Source organism: Paenibacillus shenyangensis (assembly GCF_000346635.1).
Classification (GTDB): domain Bacteria; phylum Bacillota; class Bacilli; order Paenibacillales; family Paenibacillaceae; genus Saccharibacillus; species Saccharibacillus dauci.
In genome coordinates this window covers 129016-148335 of sequence record NZ_AOIG01000015.1, presented here as the reverse complement: position 1 = coordinate 148335, position 19320 = coordinate 129016, and the positions used below count along the sequence as shown (strand labels likewise).

At 47.1% G+C, this 19320-nt stretch carries 16 protein-coding genes; 6 read left to right on the top strand and 10 right to left on the bottom strand.

Annotation, left to right across the window (positions count from 1 at the left end; translation table 11 throughout):
* Positions 1 to 198 precede the first annotated feature (198 nt).
* From H065_RS0113125 to H065_RS0113115, 3 genes are all read left to right on the top strand, one after another.
* On the top strand, positions 199 to 1098 hold the full coding sequence (locus H065_RS0113125) for a manganese catalase family protein (RefSeq protein ID WP_017813530.1): 900 nt from the start codon (positions 199 to 201) through the stop codon (positions 1096 to 1098).
* A gap of 257 nt (positions 1099 to 1355) precedes the next feature.
* Positions 1356 to 1613, top strand: a complete 258-nt coding sequence (locus tag H065_RS0113120) for a GlsB/YeaQ/YmgE family stress response membrane protein (RefSeq protein WP_017813529.1) — start codon at positions 1356 to 1358, stop codon at positions 1611 to 1613.
* Between the two features lie 180 nt (positions 1614 to 1793).
* Entirely contained in the window at positions 1794 to 2867 is a 1074-nt protein-coding gene (locus H065_RS0113115) for a mechanosensitive ion channel family protein (RefSeq protein WP_017813528.1), read from the top strand.
* Positions 2868 to 3085: 218 nt separating this feature from the next.
* On the opposite strand, the gene H065_RS0113110 is transcribed toward H065_RS0113115, so the two are convergent.
* Together H065_RS0113110 and H065_RS0113105 are read right to left on the bottom strand one after the other, a co-directional pair.
* The gene (locus H065_RS0113110) at positions 3086 to 3874 is read right to left on the bottom strand and encodes an alpha/beta hydrolase (protein WP_017813527.1); all 789 of its coding nucleotides are present in this window, start codon (positions 3872 to 3874) and stop codon (positions 3086 to 3088) included.
* A gap of 299 nt (positions 3875 to 4173) precedes the next feature.
* Entirely contained in the window at positions 4174 to 4353 is a 180-nt protein-coding gene (locus H065_RS0113105) for a hypothetical protein (protein ID WP_017813526.1), read from the bottom strand.
* A 412-nt stretch (positions 4354 to 4765) separates the two neighbouring features.
* Between H065_RS0113105 and H065_RS0113100 the strand changes: the two genes are divergently transcribed.
* On the top strand, positions 4766 to 5506 hold the full coding sequence (locus H065_RS0113100; RefSeq protein ID WP_017813525.1) for an S-layer homology domain-containing protein: 741 nt from the start codon (positions 4766 to 4768) through the stop codon (positions 5504 to 5506).
* 114 nt (positions 5507 to 5620) lie between these two features.
* Here H065_RS0113100 and H065_RS25920 read toward each other — a convergent pair whose 3' ends face one another.
* The 4 genes from H065_RS25920 to H065_RS0113080 form a co-directional block, all read right to left on the bottom strand.
* Complete coding sequence (locus H065_RS25920) at positions 5621 to 6205, bottom strand: GNAT family N-acetyltransferase (protein ID WP_051058723.1); 585 nt, start codon at positions 6203 to 6205, stop codon at positions 5621 to 5623.
* A 33-nt stretch (positions 6206 to 6238) separates the two neighbouring features.
* On the bottom strand, positions 6239 to 8266 hold the full coding sequence (locus H065_RS0113090; RefSeq protein ID WP_017813523.1) for a S9 family peptidase: 2028 nt from the start codon (positions 8264 to 8266) through the stop codon (positions 6239 to 6241).
* A gap of 328 nt (positions 8267 to 8594) precedes the next feature.
* Complete coding sequence (locus tag H065_RS0113085; RefSeq protein WP_017813522.1) at positions 8595 to 9650, bottom strand: HD-GYP domain-containing protein; 1056 nt, start codon at positions 9648 to 9650, stop codon at positions 8595 to 8597.
* Positions 9651 to 9898: 248 nt separating this feature from the next.
* A complete protein-coding gene (locus tag H065_RS0113080; protein WP_017813521.1) occupies positions 9899 to 11368 on the bottom strand; it encodes a carboxylesterase/lipase family protein in 1470 nt (489 codons plus the stop codon).
* Between the two features lie 295 nt (positions 11369 to 11663).
* Here H065_RS0113080 and H065_RS0113075 point away from each other — a divergent pair, with 295 nt between their 5' ends.
* Both H065_RS0113075 and H065_RS0113070 read left to right on the top strand, forming a co-directional pair.
* Complete coding sequence (locus tag H065_RS0113075; protein WP_017813520.1) at positions 11664 to 12248, top strand: GNAT family N-acetyltransferase; 585 nt, start codon at positions 11664 to 11666, stop codon at positions 12246 to 12248.
* Positions 12249 to 12471: 223 nt separating this feature from the next.
* Positions 12472 to 14187 carry a glycoside hydrolase family 13 protein gene (locus H065_RS0113070; protein WP_017813519.1) on the top strand — a complete coding sequence of 572 codons (1716 nt, stop codon included), beginning with the start codon at positions 12472 to 12474 and terminating at the stop codon, positions 14185 to 14187.
* 196 nt (positions 14188 to 14383) lie between these two features.
* On the opposite strand, the gene H065_RS0113065 is transcribed toward H065_RS0113070, so the two are convergent.
* From H065_RS0113065 to H065_RS25915, 4 genes are all read right to left on the bottom strand, one after another.
* Positions 14384 to 14854: a GNAT family N-acetyltransferase gene (locus H065_RS0113065; RefSeq protein ID WP_017813518.1), complete on the bottom strand. Its 471-nt coding sequence runs from the start codon at positions 14852 to 14854 to the stop codon at positions 14384 to 14386.
* 206 nt (positions 14855 to 15060) lie between these two features.
* Entirely contained in the window at positions 15061 to 16638 is a 1578-nt protein-coding gene (gene gntK / locus H065_RS0113060) for a gluconokinase (RefSeq protein ID WP_017813517.1), read from the bottom strand.
* A gap of 77 nt (positions 16639 to 16715) precedes the next feature.
* Complete coding sequence (locus H065_RS0113055) at positions 16716 to 18089, bottom strand: GntP family permease (protein WP_017813516.1); 1374 nt, start codon at positions 18087 to 18089, stop codon at positions 16716 to 16718.
* A gap of 179 nt (positions 18090 to 18268) precedes the next feature.
* Positions 18269 to 19306, bottom strand: coding sequence for a Ppx/GppA phosphatase family protein (locus tag H065_RS25915; protein WP_081604126.1), 1038 nt, complete (start codon positions 19304 to 19306; stop codon positions 18269 to 18271).
* Between the last annotated feature and the right edge of the window lie 14 nt (positions 19307 to 19320).

The following is a 19320-nucleotide window of genomic DNA, read 5'->3' as shown; positions in this document are numbered from 1 at the left end:
ATTTTCTTTAACATATATTTTTCCACATTTCATTTATATTGTGAACGTTAAATGAAGATTATGGTATTTCGTCCCTTTAACGTTTGTAGTGGATAAATTAGGGTATTGGTAGTATAGGCTTTATTTTCATCAATATAGTTTTTTGCAATACGATATTGAAGGAAAAAGTCAAAACAACTGAATATTGGAGGTATGATTATGTTCACACGTCTTGACCAGATTATGATTGAAATCCCGGATGTGGACCGTCCCGACCCTAATGCAGCAGCTGCTGTACAGGAACTGCTGGGCGGCAAATTCGGTGAGATGTCGACTCTGAACAATTATCTGTACCAGTCTTTTAATTTCCGTAACAAGACCAAGCTCAAGCCGTTCTACGATCTGGTAACGAGTATTACTGCCGAAGAGCTGGGGCATGTGGAGCTTGTCGCACACGGAATTAACAAGATTCAGTCCGGCTCCACGTCCTACAAGGAACCAGACGATACTCCTCTTGATTCAGTGAAAAATGCAAGGCTCAGCTATCCATACCTCGCTGGTGCCCAGGGAGCTATGCCGCGTGATTCCATGGGTAGACCATGGACAGGCGACAATGTGTTCAACAGTGGTAATCTGGTAGAGGATCTGCTGCACAACTTCTTCCTGGAGTGTGGTGCCAGAACACATAAGATGAAAGTCTATGAAATGACAGATCATCCGGCAGCACGCGAAGTCGTAGGCTTCCTGCTGGTTCGTGGTGGTGTGCACGTTGTGGCGTATGCCAAAGCTCTGCAAATGGCTACCGGCGTAGATGTTACCAAACTGGTACCTGTTCCTTCATTGAGCAACAAAGCATTCAATGAAGCACGTAAATACGAGGACAAAGGTGTTCACACCAAGCTGTATACTCACAGTACTGAAGACTTCAAAGCCATTGATCAGATCTGGAAAGGTACCCATCCGGAAGATGGATTACCGCTGGAAGTCATCCATGGATTCCCTGAAGGTGTTCCTGTACCCGAGTATCCGGAAGTGGAAGAAGAGTTCGCACCGGGCATTTCCCAGGAAGATTTTGCCGAGATTGCCAAGCGTCTCAAAGCGAACGGAAATATTAAATAAATCAGGTTTTATCAAGCCTGCGCCCTTGCTGGTGCAGGCTTTTTTGTGCTTTGCCAGGTGGCTTGCCAACCCATTTATTTATTAAATTTTTAACATACGGTTTAAATTGGTTATCAGTGGTTAATAAATAGACGTGAAGAGATAATCGAATACATTTTCCAAACTAACTTACTAGCTTCACGGATATCCTAAGTTATCTTGAAAAATTATTCGAATATCTTAATAAAGATACTTATTTATATTAGGAGGAAAACATTATGGGATTCATTTGGTCATTAATCGTAGGTGGTATTATTGGTTGGATCGCAGGTATGATCGTAGGCCGCGATATTCCGGGTGGTATCATTGGTAATATTATCGCAGGTTTCATCGGTGGTTGGTTGGGTAACATGCTGCTGGGTCACTGGGGTCCGGAAATTGGTGGATTCTTCGTTATTCAATCGATTATCGGTGCCGTGGTACTGGTATTCATCGCAAGCATGATCTTCCGTTCTATGCGTCGTACGCGTAGCTAACTAATCGGATAGATGATTACGGAACATTAACGTTCCCCGTAGAAAAGCCCGCTCTTTTGCAGAGCGGGCTTTTTGCTGTGTGAAAAGACTGGTATGAATTTCCCCCTCCAAATTATCAATCGCAGCGTTACGAAAAGGGTAATCATTAAAGATACAATTTATATAACAAGGATGGTGAATATGTACTTTATTGATGGCTTGATACAATGGTATTACAATGTACGCTGGATCGATCTGTTCGTATCCATCGTCATTTTGATTCTATTTTTACTGTTCCGTAAGCTGTTTACCCGGTATTTGTTTGCATTTGTAATTGGACGGTTCAAAGAACATCCGGCGCTAATTCGCTGGGCAGAGGCATTTGAGAAGCCGCTGCAGTATTTCTTTATTCTGATCGGTACATACGCAGCACTGCGTTACTTTATGCATGAACAGTGGAGCTTTGTGATCGATATCAATCGGATCTACCGCAGTATCAGTGTGATCCTGCTGGGTTGGGGGTTCTACAATGTGTCTGCCGCCTCCTCCATTCTATTGGAAAGTGTAGGCAAAAAGTTCGGTCTCGATTCTTCGAGCATGATCATTCCTTTCCTGTCCAAATTGATCCGGTTTATCGTTGTTGTACTGGCAGTGACCAGTATTGGTGCCGAATGGGGATTCAGCATTAATGGTGTAGTCGCTGGTATGGGTCTGGGTACGCTCGCCATATCGCTGGCTGCCCAGGAATCACTCAGCAATATTATCGCAGGGATTGTGATTATTCTGGAGAAACCTTTTTCCAAAGGAGACTGGATCTCTACACCAGATATAGAAGGCATCGTCGAAGATATTACATTCCGTAGTTCCAAAATACGTACATTTACCGATGCGCTGGTTATCGTTCCAAATTCCAAGCTGGCGTCATCGGCGATTACGAACGGCAGCCAAATGGGCAAACGCAAAATATTTTTCAATATCAAGCTCTCCTTGCAGACACCGGGAGACCGTATTGAACGAATCGTCGATCGGCTGACCGAGCATTTGGAGAATGACGAAGCTGTTGCTCCAGGATCTGTTATGGTCAAATTCAATGAGTTCTACGAAAGCAGTCTGGGAATCATGGTACAATGTTTTACCAAATCTCCTGCATGGGGAGATAATCTGGAATATCGGCAAAAGCTGAATCTGCTGGTGATGAAGATTCTTCATGAAGAAGAAGCCAAGCTGGCCTATCCTACACATCGCGTGCTCGTTCAGGAACCGGACAAAGCGTAATTCTGTTATATGGTTCACTGTACTAATATCCAGCAAAAAGCAGCCCTATTATGGATGACAGGGCTGCTTTTTGCTAGATATTAATATTATATGTTGCTTGATTCTTGTCTGAAGAGTGTAGCCGTACAGGATTGGAGTGGATAATACTACTAGCCTGCATATAGATGACGTTCAGAGTGCCTGTTCGACTCTCTGGATCATTGAATTAACCCTTTCTCCTAGCGAGACAGCGGCAGCCACTCGAGCACACGCTGAATCTTGGTATCCCAATAGCCCCACTCATGTTCTCCCGGTTCTTCTTCGTAAGTCAGCGGGATATCCAGCTCTCTCATATGATCCCGGAAGCGGATATTATCTTCATAGAGAAAATCTTCGGTGCCACAGCACTGGTACAACTGCGGCAATGCTGCAGTGTCTTTGGTCGATGCCAAGTTCTGTGCAAGATGGAACAGATCATTATTCGAACCTCTGGCTTCTTCCGGCGAGCCAAAGATTCGCTGTACTTCAGCCTCATAATCCTCATCACTACGAGTGTACATGGAAGTAATATCGGTTGCTCCGGACAGACTGGCTGCCGCTGCATAACGCTCTGGCAGGCTCATACCCAGCTTGAGCGCTCCATAGCCTCCCATAGACAGGCCAGCTACGAAACGGTCTTCACGGCGATTAGAGAGGTTGAAAAAGGATTCTGCGAGCCGAGGAAGTTCTTCACTGACGAATGTAAAGTATTTGCCGCCCTGCTGCATATCCGTATAAAAGCTGCGATGTACATTGGGCATAACAATCGCCAGCCCATAGGCTGCTGCATAACGTTCTATTGATGTGCGGCGTAGCCAGATCGTATGATCATCCGATAACCCATGCAGCAGATACAGTACAGGATGTTTGCCACTGGCAGCATGACCTTCCATACCGATCTGGGTATGCGTCTCCTGGGGAATAATAACGTTCATGGAAGTCGATAAGCCCAGTACCTCTGAATAGAAATTGCATTGCATTAAAGCCATACTCGAATACCTCCCGGAAATGAAGTTGCTGTCGTTGCCTCTTTTATCATACCTCTTTTTAATAATGAAAGCGATTTCTCTTGTAGACATAATAATGGGCATGCTCCGGATCGGAACATGCCCTGATATGTAGTTCACCCTGTACTTCATGGATTCTCTCCATAACCGTACATAATCATTAACGTTAAATAGAATGCTTCAAGACTTTGCTGCTTATGTGTGGTCCTGGAAAGTCTGTTATTTATATTCCGTCCACCCTATAAATAAAGATGACGGTTGCTAATGAAATGGTGATCCTATTAACGTCTTCTGTACGTAGTTACACTTGTAGTAGCTGCCATTTGAGCATTCAGCAGTTCTTGGAAACTTTGTCCGCCAGTATTTACACTGGTGTTGTCCGCTGTCATAGTTGCCGCTTGTGGTCTGAATTGCTGATGATTGTAGGGAGTTGCTTGATATACGCTTAAGTTGATGTTCATAACCTTTCACGCTCCTTTATGATAGTGGTTTAAGTTTCGTTTATCCGGAATAGGAAGTGACTTCCTAGTGGGTTCCTATTGTTTCCTACGTGATACTTTAGTTAATTAAGTTATACCCTCTATTCTTCCTATTGAAAACATTAAATAGTCCCGTTTTTGGCAGTATTTCATAAATGATTCAGCAGTCCTGGTTTCGTCAAAAATCTCTCAACCTTACTTAGGATTAATTTTGTCATTATTTGACTATAACTAAAACCAAAGACCTACATATGTCGAAAAAAGCAGTCATGATTAGGTGATACTTATTTTTGAAATAAATAATTAAAGGTATCGAAACTGCAACCTAATAGGAAGTAGTCACGTCTGTAGGAGTAGGAATGACCAAAATATAGTCTGGAGAGGGGAATAGGAAATGGGAATACAGCCTAAATGGTTGTCTCTTCTGACAGCTTCAGTGCTGACACTTTCAATTAGCGGACAGGCACTGGCAGCAGAGGGTACTTTTACGGATATTCGTAATGTGCAGGGACAACAAAAGATCGAATCTCTCAAAGATCGTGGGTTTGTCAGTGGAGTAACAGCTACCGAGTTCAAACCGAATCAGACATTAAATGCCGCTCAGGGCATCCAGATGCTGGTGAACAGCTTCCAGTTGAGTCTGGCACAATATACATTTATCAAGGCACCACAAGCCAGCGACTCTTATACCAAGGTCAAAGATGGAGCATGGTATTCGGATGCATTTATTATCGCTGCTGTAAATGGAGTGGAAGTTCCGCGCTCGATTGATCCTGCAGCCGAGCTGACCCGTGAGCAATTCACCAATTATCTGATGGCATCCATGCAAAAAGCAGGCAATCTGCCGATGATCAATATCAAACCGGTTACGATCAATGACGATGCCAAGCTCAATCCTTCCTACCAGGGAGCAGTACAGCGTTCATTGGCAATGAATATCAATAAACTGGATGCCAAAGGCAACTTTGCACCCAAGGAAAAAATCACCCGTGCGGAAGCGGCAGTCATGATCTACAATGCGCTGGATTATCTGCAAAAGCATCCTCAAATGAGTCAGCCTGCAGCAGATGCTGATCCTGCAGCCGGAGAAGGCACCGCCGATACAGCATCAAGCGAGAACACACCTCAATCATAACGATAGATCATTTCAAAAAATCAAAGAACCCGTAAGCGGCTGTTGGACCGCTTCGGGTTCTCTGATTTTATAACTGGACTATTATATATAGCTTCCTTTTGACTATTCAAATATCTACTCCGGCACAGACCTGACCTGTTCCACTTCCTGATGTGGAGACCCGGTATGACTTTCCCACTCTTCACGCAGAATACCCATGCGAATCGAATCGTAATATACTCCATTGTACAAACGGACTTTGCGCAGACGCGCTTCCATCGTCATACCGAGCTTGTAACCTACGCCAATCATCCGCTCATTGCCTGACCAGGTCGTATAGCCAACCCGCACCAGCGGCATCGTCGTAAACAGATGATTCATCCACATTCGAATTGCACGCGTACCATAGCCTCCGCTCCAGTAGGAAGGAACGAATATCACAATGCCCATCTCCAGCCACAGTGATGCCTCATGCTCCCAGTAGTAACTGATCATTCCTACCAGCTCTCCACTGACTTCAATACCCCAACGATCCGGCCTTTGCAGCAGCATCTCTTGCTCTCCCGCACAGAACTGCTCATAGGTAAGTGGAATATGCTCATAATAAGGAGCATCCCACTTTTTCCATTCGGGTGCTGCTTCCTGATAACCGATTTCCCAGAGGCGATACATATCCTGTTGTTCCATCGGGCTTATACATACCTCTCCGTCTCTATACATCAATAGCTCATCAGCTCCATTTGCAAATAGATTCTATAAATATTGCTCAAACCAGCCCGCAATCTGTTCCAGACGCTGGATTCGCAGCTGGGGATGTCCATTGCGCGATAGATTATGATCGGCATCCGGGAAGCGCACGAGGCGTGTTACGGCACCGAGGCGCTTGAGTCCTGTAAACCACTGCTCGGCTTGCTCAATCGGACAGCGCAGATCCTGTTCGCCATGCAGAATCAGAATAGGCGTCTTCACATTCTCCACATAAGCCAGCGGCGAATGCTTCCATAGCGTCTCCAGCTGCTGCCACGGTGTACCGCCAATCTGATCTTCGGTAAAGTAAAAGCCGATATCACTCACGCCGTAAAAGGAAATCCAGTTGGAGATCGAGCGCTGGGTGACAGCAGCCTTGAAGCGGTCGGTATGTCCGACGATCCAGTTGGTCATAAACCCACCATAGCTGCCGCCAGTTACACCGAGCCGGTCTTTGTCGATCCAGTCATAATGTTCCAGTACATAATCGGTCACTTCCATCAGATCACGATAATCACCACCACCATAGTCACCCCGGCAAGCATTTACAAATTGCTGACCGTATCCCTGACTACCACAGGGATTGGTGAATATTACGGCATATCCTTGTGAAGTAAGCAGCTGGAATTCGTGCATAAATGTAAATCCGTACATCATATGCGGTCCGCCGTGAATCTCCAAAACAGCAGGGGCACGGTTATCGGCGTCATATTCCTGAACCGGAGGCATCAGCCATGCCTGCAGCGGACGACCATCCACGGCCGTAAGCTCAAGCTCCTGCGGGACACTGAGCCGAAGCCCTGACAACAGTTCGTCATTCCAGTGAGTAAGCTGCTGTTCCTGCAGCTGAGCCGTATCGCGAAGGAATAGCTCACCCGGCTGCAGACTGTCCGCAGCGACGAACACCACATGTTCATGCGCTGTCAGGGTAAAGGAATGAATATTCCGCTGGCCATCCAGTATCACCTGATGTCCCGAACCATCTACCGCCGTTGCAATCAGCTGAACCGCTCCACGTTCGGACAGCAGCGTATAAATCAGCTGGCCATCCGCGCTGAATACCGGTTCTGCCGTTGACGATATACCGCTATCTCCGACCAGGTAATTGCCAATTAGCATATCGGAATCCTGACACAGACAGGAAATAGTACCATCCGGCAACGTCAGCTGATACAGCCGGGTCAACGTGGCATTATGATAGGACTGATCACTTGCAATAAAAGCGATCTGTTGACCGTCCGGTGACCATGCCAGCGAGACGATTCCATAGTCATTTTGTGTCCAGCGGTGCAATCCCTCTCCCTGAATAGAAAGCGTATACAAATCATTGGTCAGTACAAAATCGGGATCTGCTTCATCTGCAGATGGAATATGGGCAGTAAAAGCTACCTGGGTGCTATCTGGTGACCAGACATAGCTTTGCACATCATAATCACCTGTTGTCAGCCAGCGTCCAGAATCATCTACCAGTGAATGCAGATACAGATGTGTACGACGTCCCTGCCAGAGGCCTCCACCATCGGACTTGTATGTAATTCGGTCGATAACGACTGCCTTTTTACTGGCAGATAATTTGGAGGATGCCGAGTCAGAGGACTTGTTTTGTTCTACTTTGGTATTTTCTGTTGATAGATGCTCTTCTTTGTTCTCTTCTGCCAGCAAGAGCAGCCAACTGCCATCGGGTGACCATGCGAATGAAGCAACGCCATGCTTCAAATCCGTCGCTGCATAAGCTTCCCCTCCATCTGCGGGTATCATCCACACCTGGGTATGATCATCCTTTTTACGCAGGAAAGCCAACTTGCGACCATCCGGTGACCATGCGGGTGAGTGATCTCTCTCTCCTGATGTAAACCGATAATCTCCGCTTCCATCCTGCCGGATCATACGCAAATGGGAGTAGTACCCGTCACGTTTGTCATTGACCTGCCGACTTACATAGACGACCCACTCGCCTGACGGAGAGGCTGCCGGTTGTTCTGTCCATTGAAACTGATATAAATCTTCTGCCTGTACATTTCTTTTGTCGGTCATATCCATTGTCTCCCTTCGGGGCGCTTTCTGGAAATGAATCTGTTAGCATCTTCCAGCCTCACCCTTATATGCATAGTAGCGCAGGGAGACAGGTTCCGCAATGTAACAGACCATGTGAATACATTTGCAGAGTCTTTTATTTCCGCTAACTGCGTATACATCTGTATTTCAATACAAAAAGCCGGAAGAACCAATCGGCATCAAATACATGGTGCCAACTATTTCTTCCGGGTGATCTGAAATACTATAGATAGATTACAATAGGGTGAATCGTATCCTGATGGAGAACGTTTGATTACATACTTAACGAGAATATTAATTTAGCGGTTTAAATAAATACTTTGCTGATGCGAATCTTGCGTTCTTTGGACAGGTCGATAAATTGCTTGTCTGTCTGAATAAGCGGACGGAACATATCAGTCTGGTTGGCGAGCACGATCATGCCATTTTCGCCGTTATCCAACTGGACTTTTTTGCCGACCAGGTTGGGAGACATATGATGAATCAATGCCTGTACCGGTTTCTCATGCAGTTTGGAAAATCCAAGTTCATGGATGTTCTGCAAGATAGTCACCAGTCCCTGCTTGCTGCCATCGCTGCTGGCAGAAGTCATATTCACAAATACATCGGCTACCGATACAATCCGGGTATACGCATGAATTCCATTTTTGTAAAGGCGCTGCGGATAACCGGTACCATCGTTACGCTCATGATGCTGAAGCGCGACGAGTGCGGTAGTTTTGTCGTTCAGGGATTCCATAATCAGGTCGTAACCGTACTGGGTATGCTTTTTCAGCTCTTTGCGTTCCGATTCGTTCATGCTCTCGCGGTCGGAACGTATAATAGAAGGAAGACGGCTTTTGCCGATATCATGCAGATAGCCGGCGCGGCTGATCCGGTAACATTCTTCTTCAGAGTAACCAAGCCAGTCAGCAATGTAATAACTGAGCAGACCAACTTTTAGTGAATGGCTGTAGATATGATCATCTTCGGCTTCCAGCATCAAGAGCAGGGAGACAATATCATTTTGCCCATTCAAATTCAACAGCAGCGGCTCCATCAGATGATCTGCCAGTTCGGCACTGAATTTGCCCTTGGTCAGCGCTTCCAGAAACAGAGACTGGTACGCCTGCAGAGACTGTTCCACACTTTCCTTGAGACCGGCTGGCAGTCCGATCAGGTCATGCTCTGTATCCCTTTCGGTAAATGCTGCTGTTCCCTGCGAGGAAGCAACATCCACATAATCGAGCTGATGACGCGTAAGCAGCGTAATATCTTCATCGGTCAGTTGAGTTCCTTGTTTTAAGAGAGGAACGCCCTGACGGTTAAATGCATCTGCAAGCAGCGTGTCTCCCTGCTTGAGATCAAAAATATGGATTAACAATAGTACCCCTCCGTTTATGTATACCTGCTATTTAGTGTCTAGTCAGATAGTCTTGCATTATGTAGAGCAGATATCTGTGAAATATAATAGTTATCGGCAGATGCAGCCTTTAATTATATAGCACTTACTGCTTAATAATTCGGTAGCTATCTGCACATTTATGTAAGTTCCCCGCTCTTTGGAAATAAAAAAAGCGAAACGGGGATTCCGCTTCGCTTTTTCTACTTTATATTTCATATTCTGCAGGCTTAGTCTCCGATCAACTGTACCCGCTTGTCATGATCCGGATCTTCTACCAGATTGATCTGACGGTCAAATATGATCGTAGTGCGATCATGCTTTTTGTAATCGCCCCATGGAATCTCCATCGTCGCCGGTGTCGTTGTATGGGCAAATGTAATCCATGCTTTTTGCATCTGTACAGCCAGATTGGTAGTCAATTCATCCGGCTGTACGCCGATATGTCTCAGCAGCGGCAGATTGTTGAATACAAAAGCAATTTCCGCTGCATGAGTAGCCGTTCCAAGCCATGAATGACCAGGCTGACTCCAGTCAAATCGGTACATCCACACCGGGCCATGAGCGATCTGTGCCTGCGCATACCGAACCGCAGAACGCCAGAAGAACAGATCCGTCATAATCTGCGCCTGTCCCTGTACAGTCATCGGATACTGGTCAACCAGATGATCTCCGTTGAGTCCGGTCATCATTTCCAGTGCCCCGCTGACCTGCTCGCGTGGCAGGATTTGCGAAGATTGATTGATGAATAATGAACCTTCATCCTGATTGGTACCGATAATGAGTGCAATATCCTTGGCTGCACCATTCTCGATCGCGACCACCGGCTCTACCGGCAGTGTCTGCGGATGGATCACTGGCTGGAACAGCAGGGATAGAATATTTTCCTGTCCGGACTGCCGCAGTCGCTCTGCTGCCTGCAGCAATTCTGCTGTAGATGCCGAATGCAGAACCGACAGATCATCCGGACTTGCTCCCAGTTCCCGCAGATAACCGTCCGCGATTCGCTTGGCCGCTTCTGGTGGCAGAACCTGTGATGCGCCGCTCTGCATAATGGCTGCGCGGAATAATCCTTTGGCTGACGGCATCGCCAGCAGAGCACCTATGCTCATCGCCCCTGCCGATTCGCCAAATATGGTAACCTTCTCGGGATCTCCGCCAAAAGCTGCAATATTGCTGCGTACCCATTCCAGTGCTGCGATCTGATCGAGCAGTCCAAGATTGGCTGCATATGCATTGCCATACGAAGACAGATCCAAAAAGCCGAGTGGTCCAAGACGATAATTAATCGTTACCACGATCATATCTCCATTTACTGCAAGCGAAGCCCCATCGTAGATCGGCAGGCTGCCTGCTCCAGTCACGAAGGCTCCTCCATGAATCCATACCATGACCGGGCGCTTCTCTGTGGATTTGTCGGATGCCCATATATTCAGATACAGACAATCTTCTGACTGTACCGGACGCGCATTGGATGGTCCAAACATGCTATTGTCCAGTTCATTACCGGGCTGCGGACAGACCGGACCGAAACGGGTCGCTTCCCGTACACCTTCCCATGGTTGCGGCGGACGAGGCATATGAAACCGCAGATCTCCAACCGGAGGTTCGGCATATGGAATCCCTCTCCATATCACTGCACCATTCTCCCGTACACCCTGTACTTCTCCATATTGAGTACGAATTTGAGTCGTTTCCATTGCCAATCGCCATCCTTCCGTCTGCTATGATTGGTACAGTATCATCTGATTCCTGCACGAATACTCGTATCTGTACCCTGTTTGCTATCATACAATCGTTAAGTATACTAAATACCCCACTATCTTCATTAAACAGAACCAGCCATTCTGCCACAATATTCAGCAAAACGAACAGCCAGACCGAATAAGCTTCCCGGATCAATCTATTGTCTTCCTGGAAAGACTTTCCCTTTCTGCAAATACGGAATTGACATGATATACTCAAAATATACAGTTCTTTCAAAGGAGGCCAACAATGATGATAATAAGAAAAGCACGACCGGAGGATGCATCCGCTGTAATCCCCCTGATCTATGATGCCATTGGTGATATTGCCTATGTACTGACAGGCACCGAACAGATCGACCAGGCTATGAAAGTAATGGAGCAGCTTTTTCGCAGTCCAGGAAATCGGCTTAGTTACGAGAATGTAATGGTGACCGAGCAAGAAGGACAGGTAGCAGGCTTCGCACTTTCTTATCATGGCAAAGATATTGATCAGCTGGATGCACCTATTATCGAGCGACTGCAGCAGCTGGGACAGCCGACTGATGATGTGATTCCGGAAGCACATCCGGATGAGTACTATCTGGATTCGATAGCGGTTCATCCTTCTTTTCAGGGTCAAGGAATAGGATCACAGCTGATTGCCAGCTTTGAGCAGCTGGCCGCAGAGCAGGAATACCCCCGTCTGTTGTTAATCGTCGATGTAGATAATAGCAAAGCTAGAGCACTGTATGAACGGCTTGGTTATGCCGAAGATGGAATGATTCACATTCGCGGCCATGCCTATCACCGGATGATCAAGCAGCTGCCCATTATCTCCCCTTCGAACAAGTAGATTGACTGTAGACGCTGCTAGTTATCTGTACGACTACATGTACTACTTTTTGTAATTTGATTATATAACCTGTAGGACCAACTGGACGCTTAGTGTGTCCGGTTGTTTGCTGTTTAATGAAGGATGGTTACGTTTAACCATTCATTAGGAAGAATATAGAAATCCTATCTTTATTTTCATATCCTGTTTATCATTTTATATTACTTTAACGGAGGGCTGACACATGAATGCACCATCCTGGAAAGAATCCGTCATTTATCAGATTTATCCACAAAGCTTTAAGGATAGTAATGGCGATGGCTGGGGAGACCTGCAGGGCATTATCTCCAAGATCGATTATCTCGTTAAGCTGGGCGTCGATATTGTCTGGCTTGGGCCAATCTGTGAATCACCCATGGTAGATAACGGTTATGATATTAGCGATTATCAACAGATTCACCCCCGTTATGGCACAATGGAAGACTTTGAACAGCTACTGTCCAAACTTCATGAGAACGGTATCAAACTAATTATGGATCTGGTGATCAACCATACGTCGGATGAGCATCCATGGTTCCAGCAAGCTCAAAGTTCCAAGGACAGCCCTTACCGGGATTATTACATATGGAAGGAACCGGGAAGTGATGGACAGGAGCCTAACAACTGGATGTCTTTCCTGAATGAACCGGCCTGGACTCGTGATGAACAGAGCGGTGAATATTATCTGCATCTGTTCGACCGCAAGCAGCCCGATCTGAATTGGGAAAATGAAAATATGCGTCAGGAGCTATACACCATGATCCGTTGGTGGCTGGACAAAGGCATTGATGGATTCCGTCTGGATGCGATTAATATGATCTCCAAAGATCCGGAACTGCCGGATGCTCCAGCAGATGCACCTCATCCACCCGGACAGGAGTTTTACAAAAATGGACCGCGGATTCATGAGTTTCTGCAGGAAATGTATGAACAGACCTTCTCCCGGTATCCTGAAGTCATCACGCTTGGAGAAGCACCTTCGGTAACGATGGAGGAAGTCGTACGCTATACCGCTCCCGAACGACAAGAAATGAATATGGTACTCGCCATGGATTTGATCCGGATCGGCAAAGATCCCAAAAACCCATGGGGATCACGGGAATGGTCTATTCGCGAGTTAAAAGAATCGGTGAGTAACTGGTATTCGGGTGTATTTGGCCAGGGAGGTTATGCTCTCTATCTCAGCACGCATGATCATCCACGCATTATACCGGATCTGATTGGCACCGGTGAATATGAAGTGACTGCAGCCAAGCTGATTGCAACTTTTCTCCATACGATTCCGGGTACACCGCTTATCTATCAGGGAGAAGAACTTGGTCTGGGCAATACCAACTATGACCGGATTGAAGACTACCGGGATGCCGGCACTTTGGCTTATTATCAGCAGGCGCTGCAGGATGGCCTCTCTCCTGAACAGGCACTTGCCAATATCCACCGTCGCAGCCGTGATGGGGCACGCTCTCCAATCCCGTGGGATGACAGTAATGAATACGCAGGCTTTAGTACAGCAGAGCCGTGGATGAGTCTGCCTCCTGCGGACCAGATCGAAGGCAAACGTGTTAGCGAGCAGGAAAATCACCCGGATTCGGTATTCTACTATTATCGCCAGCTTATCCAGATGCGCAAACAGAATCCGATTATGTCCTATGGCTCGTTTCAACTGCTGCTGCCAGAGCACGAAGAGATCTTTGCCTTTATCAGAGAATGGGAAGATGAGAAGTGGCTGGTCGTTCTGAATTTTGCTGATCGTGAAGTAGACATTGACTGGAGCGGCGAAGGTGTGGAATGGGCAGACCATATGATCAAGCTGCATGGTAACTATACCAAGTTCTCGCGTCCGGTCGTCCGGGAAGATGAACATACGATTGAAGAACTGAAGCATCTGCGTCCGTACGAAGCATTAATTTACCGTATGTAATACGCTTAATTGTGAATAATTCAAAAAGCTCTGCAGCATATGCCCTGTATGGATACAGTGGCATGCTAGCAGAGCTTTTTGGATGTTATTCAGCGGTCATGGTGCTTTCAGCAGCTGGTGTATGTACAATCTTGGTCACATCGATAGCCGTTCTATTTCAATACATAAGATAATTGTATTGCCAGTTTAGACCTGATTATAACGTCTTCGACATCTGATAGTCGGTGATCACATATCCGGCCTTTTGATAAACATGCAGAGCGCGCTGGTTATGACCGAACACATGCAGTCCAATACGGATAGCCCCCTGCTGAATTGCCAGTTCATCCAGGGCCTTCATGGTTTCCTGTCCGTACCCTTTGTTCTGATGACCATCGTAGATCAGGATATCATACAGGAAAGCATATTTTCCTTTTGGCGTATCGGTGATATTCATCCAGACATGTCCTACAGCTTGCTGCTGCTCTGTCTCGAATATACTGTAAATAAAAGCCCCTTCTGTATCCGCTCCATTCGGCAGATATTTATGAAAGGATTCGGCAGCCCGATCCATAGCTTCCTCTTCGCTCCATTCTCCGGCTGCCACTTTCTCAGCAGCATAATCTGTCGTCGACAGTTGATAAAACTCCGCATACTGCTTGCTGTCCATTGGGATCAATTCAATCATCTTCTAATCTCCTCTCGCTGTATTGGGATGGCTGAATCTTACTGTTTGATCAGGTTCTCTTCTATTTTACCCTCTTCGTTGATTGACGTCGAATAATCCACTGGATCGTATCCTTCTTCACTTATTCGGCACCAATCTCACCCAATACATATAACCCGGCCGCCGGATCTTCTTGTGCCAGATCCGGCGGCCGGGCTGCAAATACATTATAGATCTTCTACAGGCTCGCTCGTCATGCCCTTCTCCAGCATACGCTGCTGGAAAGCACTGATATCTTCATAATCTTCGGCAAATTTGCGGGAAATACGAATATAGATGGGCAGCAGCTCCCGGTAAATAGCCGCATGTTCCTTGTACGGCTTATGCTCGTAGGTTGTACCGATCATCTTGGATACTTCATCCAGGGAATCAATTCGCTTCAGGGCATACAGACCAAGTACTGCTGCACCAAGACAGGAGCTTTCGATACTTTCCGGTACAATCACCCGCTGATCGAAAATATCGGCCATCATCTGGCGCCACAGCTCGGAACGTGCAAATCCGCCGGTCGCGTGGATTTTCTGAGGGACGCCAATTTGTTCTTCCACAGCCAGCATCACTGTATACAGATTGAACAGCACGCCTTCCAGAGCAGCGCGAATCATATGCTCTTTTTTGTGATGCAAAGCGAGGCCAAAAAATGATCCTCGTGCATCCGGGTTCCACAGCGGCGCCCGTTCACCGGACAGATACGGATGGAACAGCAGTCCATCTGCACCGGGACGTACCTTCTCGGCGATCCGGGTTAGCACGTCATAGGCACTCAGGCCAAGCCGCTTGGCTGTTTCCACTTCGGAAGCAGCGAATTCATCACGAATCCAGCGGAAAATAATGCCTCCGTTATTCACCGGCCCCCCAATAACCCATTTATCTTCAGTCAGTGCATAACAGAAAAATCTGCCTTTGGGATCGGTCACAGGCTTATCGGTAACCGTACGGATCGCTCCACTCGTACCGATCGTTACAGCGACAACGCCCGGATCAATCGCACCTACACCCAGATTGGACAGTACGCCGTCACTAGCTCCCAGTACAAAGGGAACCGAAGAGCTCAAGCCCATCTCTGCGGCATACGTATCATGTAATCCGTGCATAATATGAGTGGTTGGCACCAGTTTTGACAGATGCTCACGGGTAATACCTGCTGTCGACAGGGCTTCTTCATCCCAGTCCAGCTGCTTCAGATTCATGAGTCCGGTTGCCGAAGCCATGGAATGATCGGCTACATACTCGTCAAACAGCTTCATGAATACATATTCCTTGATAGAAATATATTTGTGCGCTGCACTGGCAATCTCGGGATGCTCCCGCGTAATCCACATGATCTTGGTCAAAGGAGACATGGGATGGATCGGTGTGCCTGTACGCATGTATAGTTCGTGACCTTTTTTCTCACTTTTGAGCTGTTTGAAATAAGGAGCACTGCGATTATCCGCCCAGGTCATGCACTGGGTCAGCGGCTTGCCTTCTTTATCTACAACCAGCATGCTGTGCATTGCCGAGCTGAAAGAAACAAATAAAATATCTTCTGGTCCTCTGCCGCTCTTGTCTATCGCCTGGCGAATAGAATCAATCACCGCGCGAAACAGCTGATCTGGGTCCTGCTCGGCTACCGACGGAACTGGGGTATGCAGTGGATATTCCACAGCGCCCTGGGCGACGATTTTACCTGATTCTTCAAATAGGACTGCTTTGGTGCTGGTAGTTCCCATATCCACACCAATCATAAATTTGGCTTCGCTCATACTCGTCTACCTACTTTCCGTCATAAATTCGTGGTTATTTTTCCGTATCACAATTCTGTATCTGAACAGCTATGTCTCTATACCATTATATTCAATATGAAAATGATAATAAACGCGACCAGCGACAGCAGGGTCTCCATCACTGTCCATGACTTCAGTGTCTGCGGTACAGACATATTGAAGAATTCCTTGACCATCCAGAAACCGGCATCATTCACATGGGACAGAATCAGTGATCCTGCACCAGTAGCAAGTACGACCAGTTCAACATTGGCTCCCGGCGTCAGTGCCAGGACAGGTGCTACAATGCCCGCTGCAGTCGTCATGGCGACAGTAGCCGAACCCGTAGCAACACGGATCAGCGCCGCTACCAGATAGGCGAATACTACGACATTGACATGGGCAGCTGTCGCTACGCTGGCAATGGCTTCGCCTACGCCACTATCAATCAGTATTTGCTTGAACGCGCCGCCTCCACCAATAATCAGAATAATCGAAGCGGTCGGTGCCAGGCATTCACTGGTGAACTTGGAGATCTCTTCCTTGCTGAATCCCTGAGCAAATCCGAGGGAGAAAAAGGCAAATACCGTCGCAATAAACATTGCAACAACCTCATTACCGAGAAAACGGAAAAACATCGCCAGACCACTGCTACTATCCGGCGCAGCAATCTCGACAATAGAACCGGTCAGCATTAGAATCACCGGCATAAGAATCGTCAGCATCGTCAGGCCAAATCCCGGCAATGAACGTTCAGACTGATCCGACCGATGGGAAGTGAACTGTTCGGATAGTCCCTGCGGAGGTTGTACCACAATCCGCTTACCGATATATGTACCAAACAGCGGGCCTGCAATAATGGCAGTCGGTATACCGACAATTAGTGCATACATAATCGTCATTCCAATATTGGCGCCAAAAGCATCAATCGCAATCATCGGTGCAGGATGCGGAGGCAGCAGACCATGAACGGTCGATAATCCGGCCAGCATCGGTATACCCACTTTGAGCAGTGATATATTTGTTTTGCGGATCACGGTGAACAGAATAGGGATCAGCAGAATAATACCTACTTCAAAAAAGACCGGCATACCGACGATCAATCCTACGATCAGCATTGCCCATGGTATACGCTTTTCGCCGAACCGGTTAATCAGTGTAGTCGCAATCTGCTCGGCTCCACCGGACTCCGCCATCATTTTGCCGAGCATTGTACCCAGTCCAATGACGATAGCGATAGATCCCAGTGTTCCGCCCAGTCCGCTCTGTACCGAATCCACTACATCCAGCGGCTTCATCCCGATAATCAAACCGAGAAATAATGATGCCATCAGCAGTACAACAAAAGGATTCCATTTAAACTTGGCAATCATGACAATCAAAATGACAATAGCTATCAGTGCCCATAATAGCAAGGTCGCTTCATGACTCAGTCCAAAAAGAGAATACATTCGCTTCTTCCTCCTGTCCGCTCACCGTGATAGGTATGAATCTTTTTCTTATTAACCTGTTTTCGATATTTTTCAAACGATGCACTGCCTGTATACGCGTATTTATGCGTATTCCTGATCTATGTCAAACAGCCCCCTTTATATACCGGAGTATACAAAAGGGGCTGTTTGTTCATTTATTATTGGCCATTCATCTGGCGCTGCGTCGTCTGTGCAATATTAAAGGTATGATGAGCAAGTCCATCGCTGAGTCCGCGCCAGCTGGCCAGCAGTACCGAGCACTGCATATGCTCAAACACGGTACTCAGGATCATAGTGCCAGCAACAATAATATCCGCCCGATCTGCAGCGAGATCAAATTGGTGAATACGTTCTTCCAGATTGAGCCCAGCCAATGCATCTGCATAAAAACGGATCGTATCCGCTTCGATCGGAAAGGGATCGCCGGCAGGTTTGAGCTGATGCCTGCGTTCCCTTTCCATGCGTGCCAATGCCCGAATACCGCCGCCCAGACCGATAAGCGGCAGACCCGCATGATCCGCTGTCCATGGGTAGTCCTGCAGCTGACCGCTGATCTTACCAGCTAGACGCTGTCTGGACTCTTCGTTCCATGTATCCCGGCCGCCATTTTGCATCGTCATATTAACCGCTCCGCAGGGTAGCGACGTACTATGCAAAAGTTCCTCATGCCTGAAATAAGAGATCTCTGTACTGCCGCCTCCAATATCCACGATGAATCCTTCATGAATATGGGCAGGCAGCGAACGGGTCACTCCCAAGAAACCATAATAAGCTTCTTCTTCCCCGGATAATACTTGCACAGCAATCCCCGTCTCTTCTTCCCAGCGGGCGATGATATCCTGTGTATTGTTCGATTGGCGAACCGCAGCCGTAGCAACTGCCCGGATCTGTGTTGCTCTATTGGCTTTGCAAATATCTTTGAATTTGTGCAGGATCGGAATCACTGTCCAGATATCCTGCTCACTCATATTGCCGTTTTCATCCCTGCGTACACCAAGACGTACCGTTTCTTTGGCCTTGTGTACCATACGGCTGGTACGGTCACTACCCGCTTCATAGATAATGAGACGGATGGAGTTCGAACCAATATCAATGACTCCGAGCCGATTACGATTATCGCTCATTGTGTCCTCGCCATGCACGCATCCCTGGTTGTAATCATCGTCATTAACGAGTTCCTCCTTCGGTAAAGTCATTATTCACGTTTACG

Coding starts and splice junctions, on each gene's coding strand:
- H065_RS0113125 (WP_017813530.1), top strand. CDS start 199: ATGTTCACACGTCTTGACCAGATTATGATTGAAATCCCGGATGTGGAC.
- H065_RS0113120 (WP_017813529.1), top strand. CDS start 1,356: ATGGGATTCATTTGGTCATTAATCGTAGGTGGTATTATTGGTTGGATC.
- H065_RS0113115 (WP_017813528.1), top strand. CDS start 1,794: ATGTACTTTATTGATGGCTTGATACAATGGTATTACAATGTACGCTGG.
- H065_RS0113110 (WP_017813527.1), bottom strand. CDS start 3,874: ATGGCTTTAATGCAATGCAATTTCTATTCAGAGGTACTGGGCTTATCG.
- H065_RS0113105 (WP_017813526.1), bottom strand. CDS start 4,353: ATGAACATCAACTTAAGCGTATATCAAGCAACTCCCTACAATCATCAG.
- H065_RS0113100 (WP_017813525.1), top strand. CDS start 4,766: ATGGGAATACAGCCTAAATGGTTGTCTCTTCTGACAGCTTCAGTGCTG.
- H065_RS25920 (WP_051058723.1), bottom strand. CDS start 6,205: ATGTATAGAGACGGAGAGGTATGTATAAGCCCGATGGAACAACAGGAT.
- H065_RS0113090 (WP_017813523.1), bottom strand. CDS start 8,266: ATGACCGACAAAAGAAATGTACAGGCAGAAGATTTATATCAGTTTCAA.
- H065_RS0113080 (WP_017813521.1), bottom strand. CDS start 11,368: ATGGAAACGACTCAAATTCGTACTCAATATGGAGAAGTACAGGGTGTA.
- H065_RS0113075 (WP_017813520.1), top strand. CDS start 11,664: ATGATGATAATAAGAAAAGCACGACCGGAGGATGCATCCGCTGTAATC.
- H065_RS0113070 (WP_017813519.1), top strand. CDS start 12,472: ATGAATGCACCATCCTGGAAAGAATCCGTCATTTATCAGATTTATCCA.
- H065_RS0113065 (WP_017813518.1), bottom strand. CDS start 14,854: ATGATTGAATTGATCCCAATGGACAGCAAGCAGTATGCGGAGTTTTAT.
- gntK (WP_017813517.1), bottom strand. CDS start 16,638: ATGAGCGAAGCCAAATTTATGATTGGTGTGGATATGGGAACTACCAGC.
- H065_RS0113055 (WP_017813516.1), bottom strand. CDS start 18,089: ATGTATTCTCTTTTTGGACTGAGTCATGAAGCGACCTTGCTATTATGG.
- H065_RS25915 (WP_081604126.1), bottom strand. CDS start 19,306: ATGACTTTACCGAAGGAGGAACTCGTTAATGACGATGATTACAACCAG.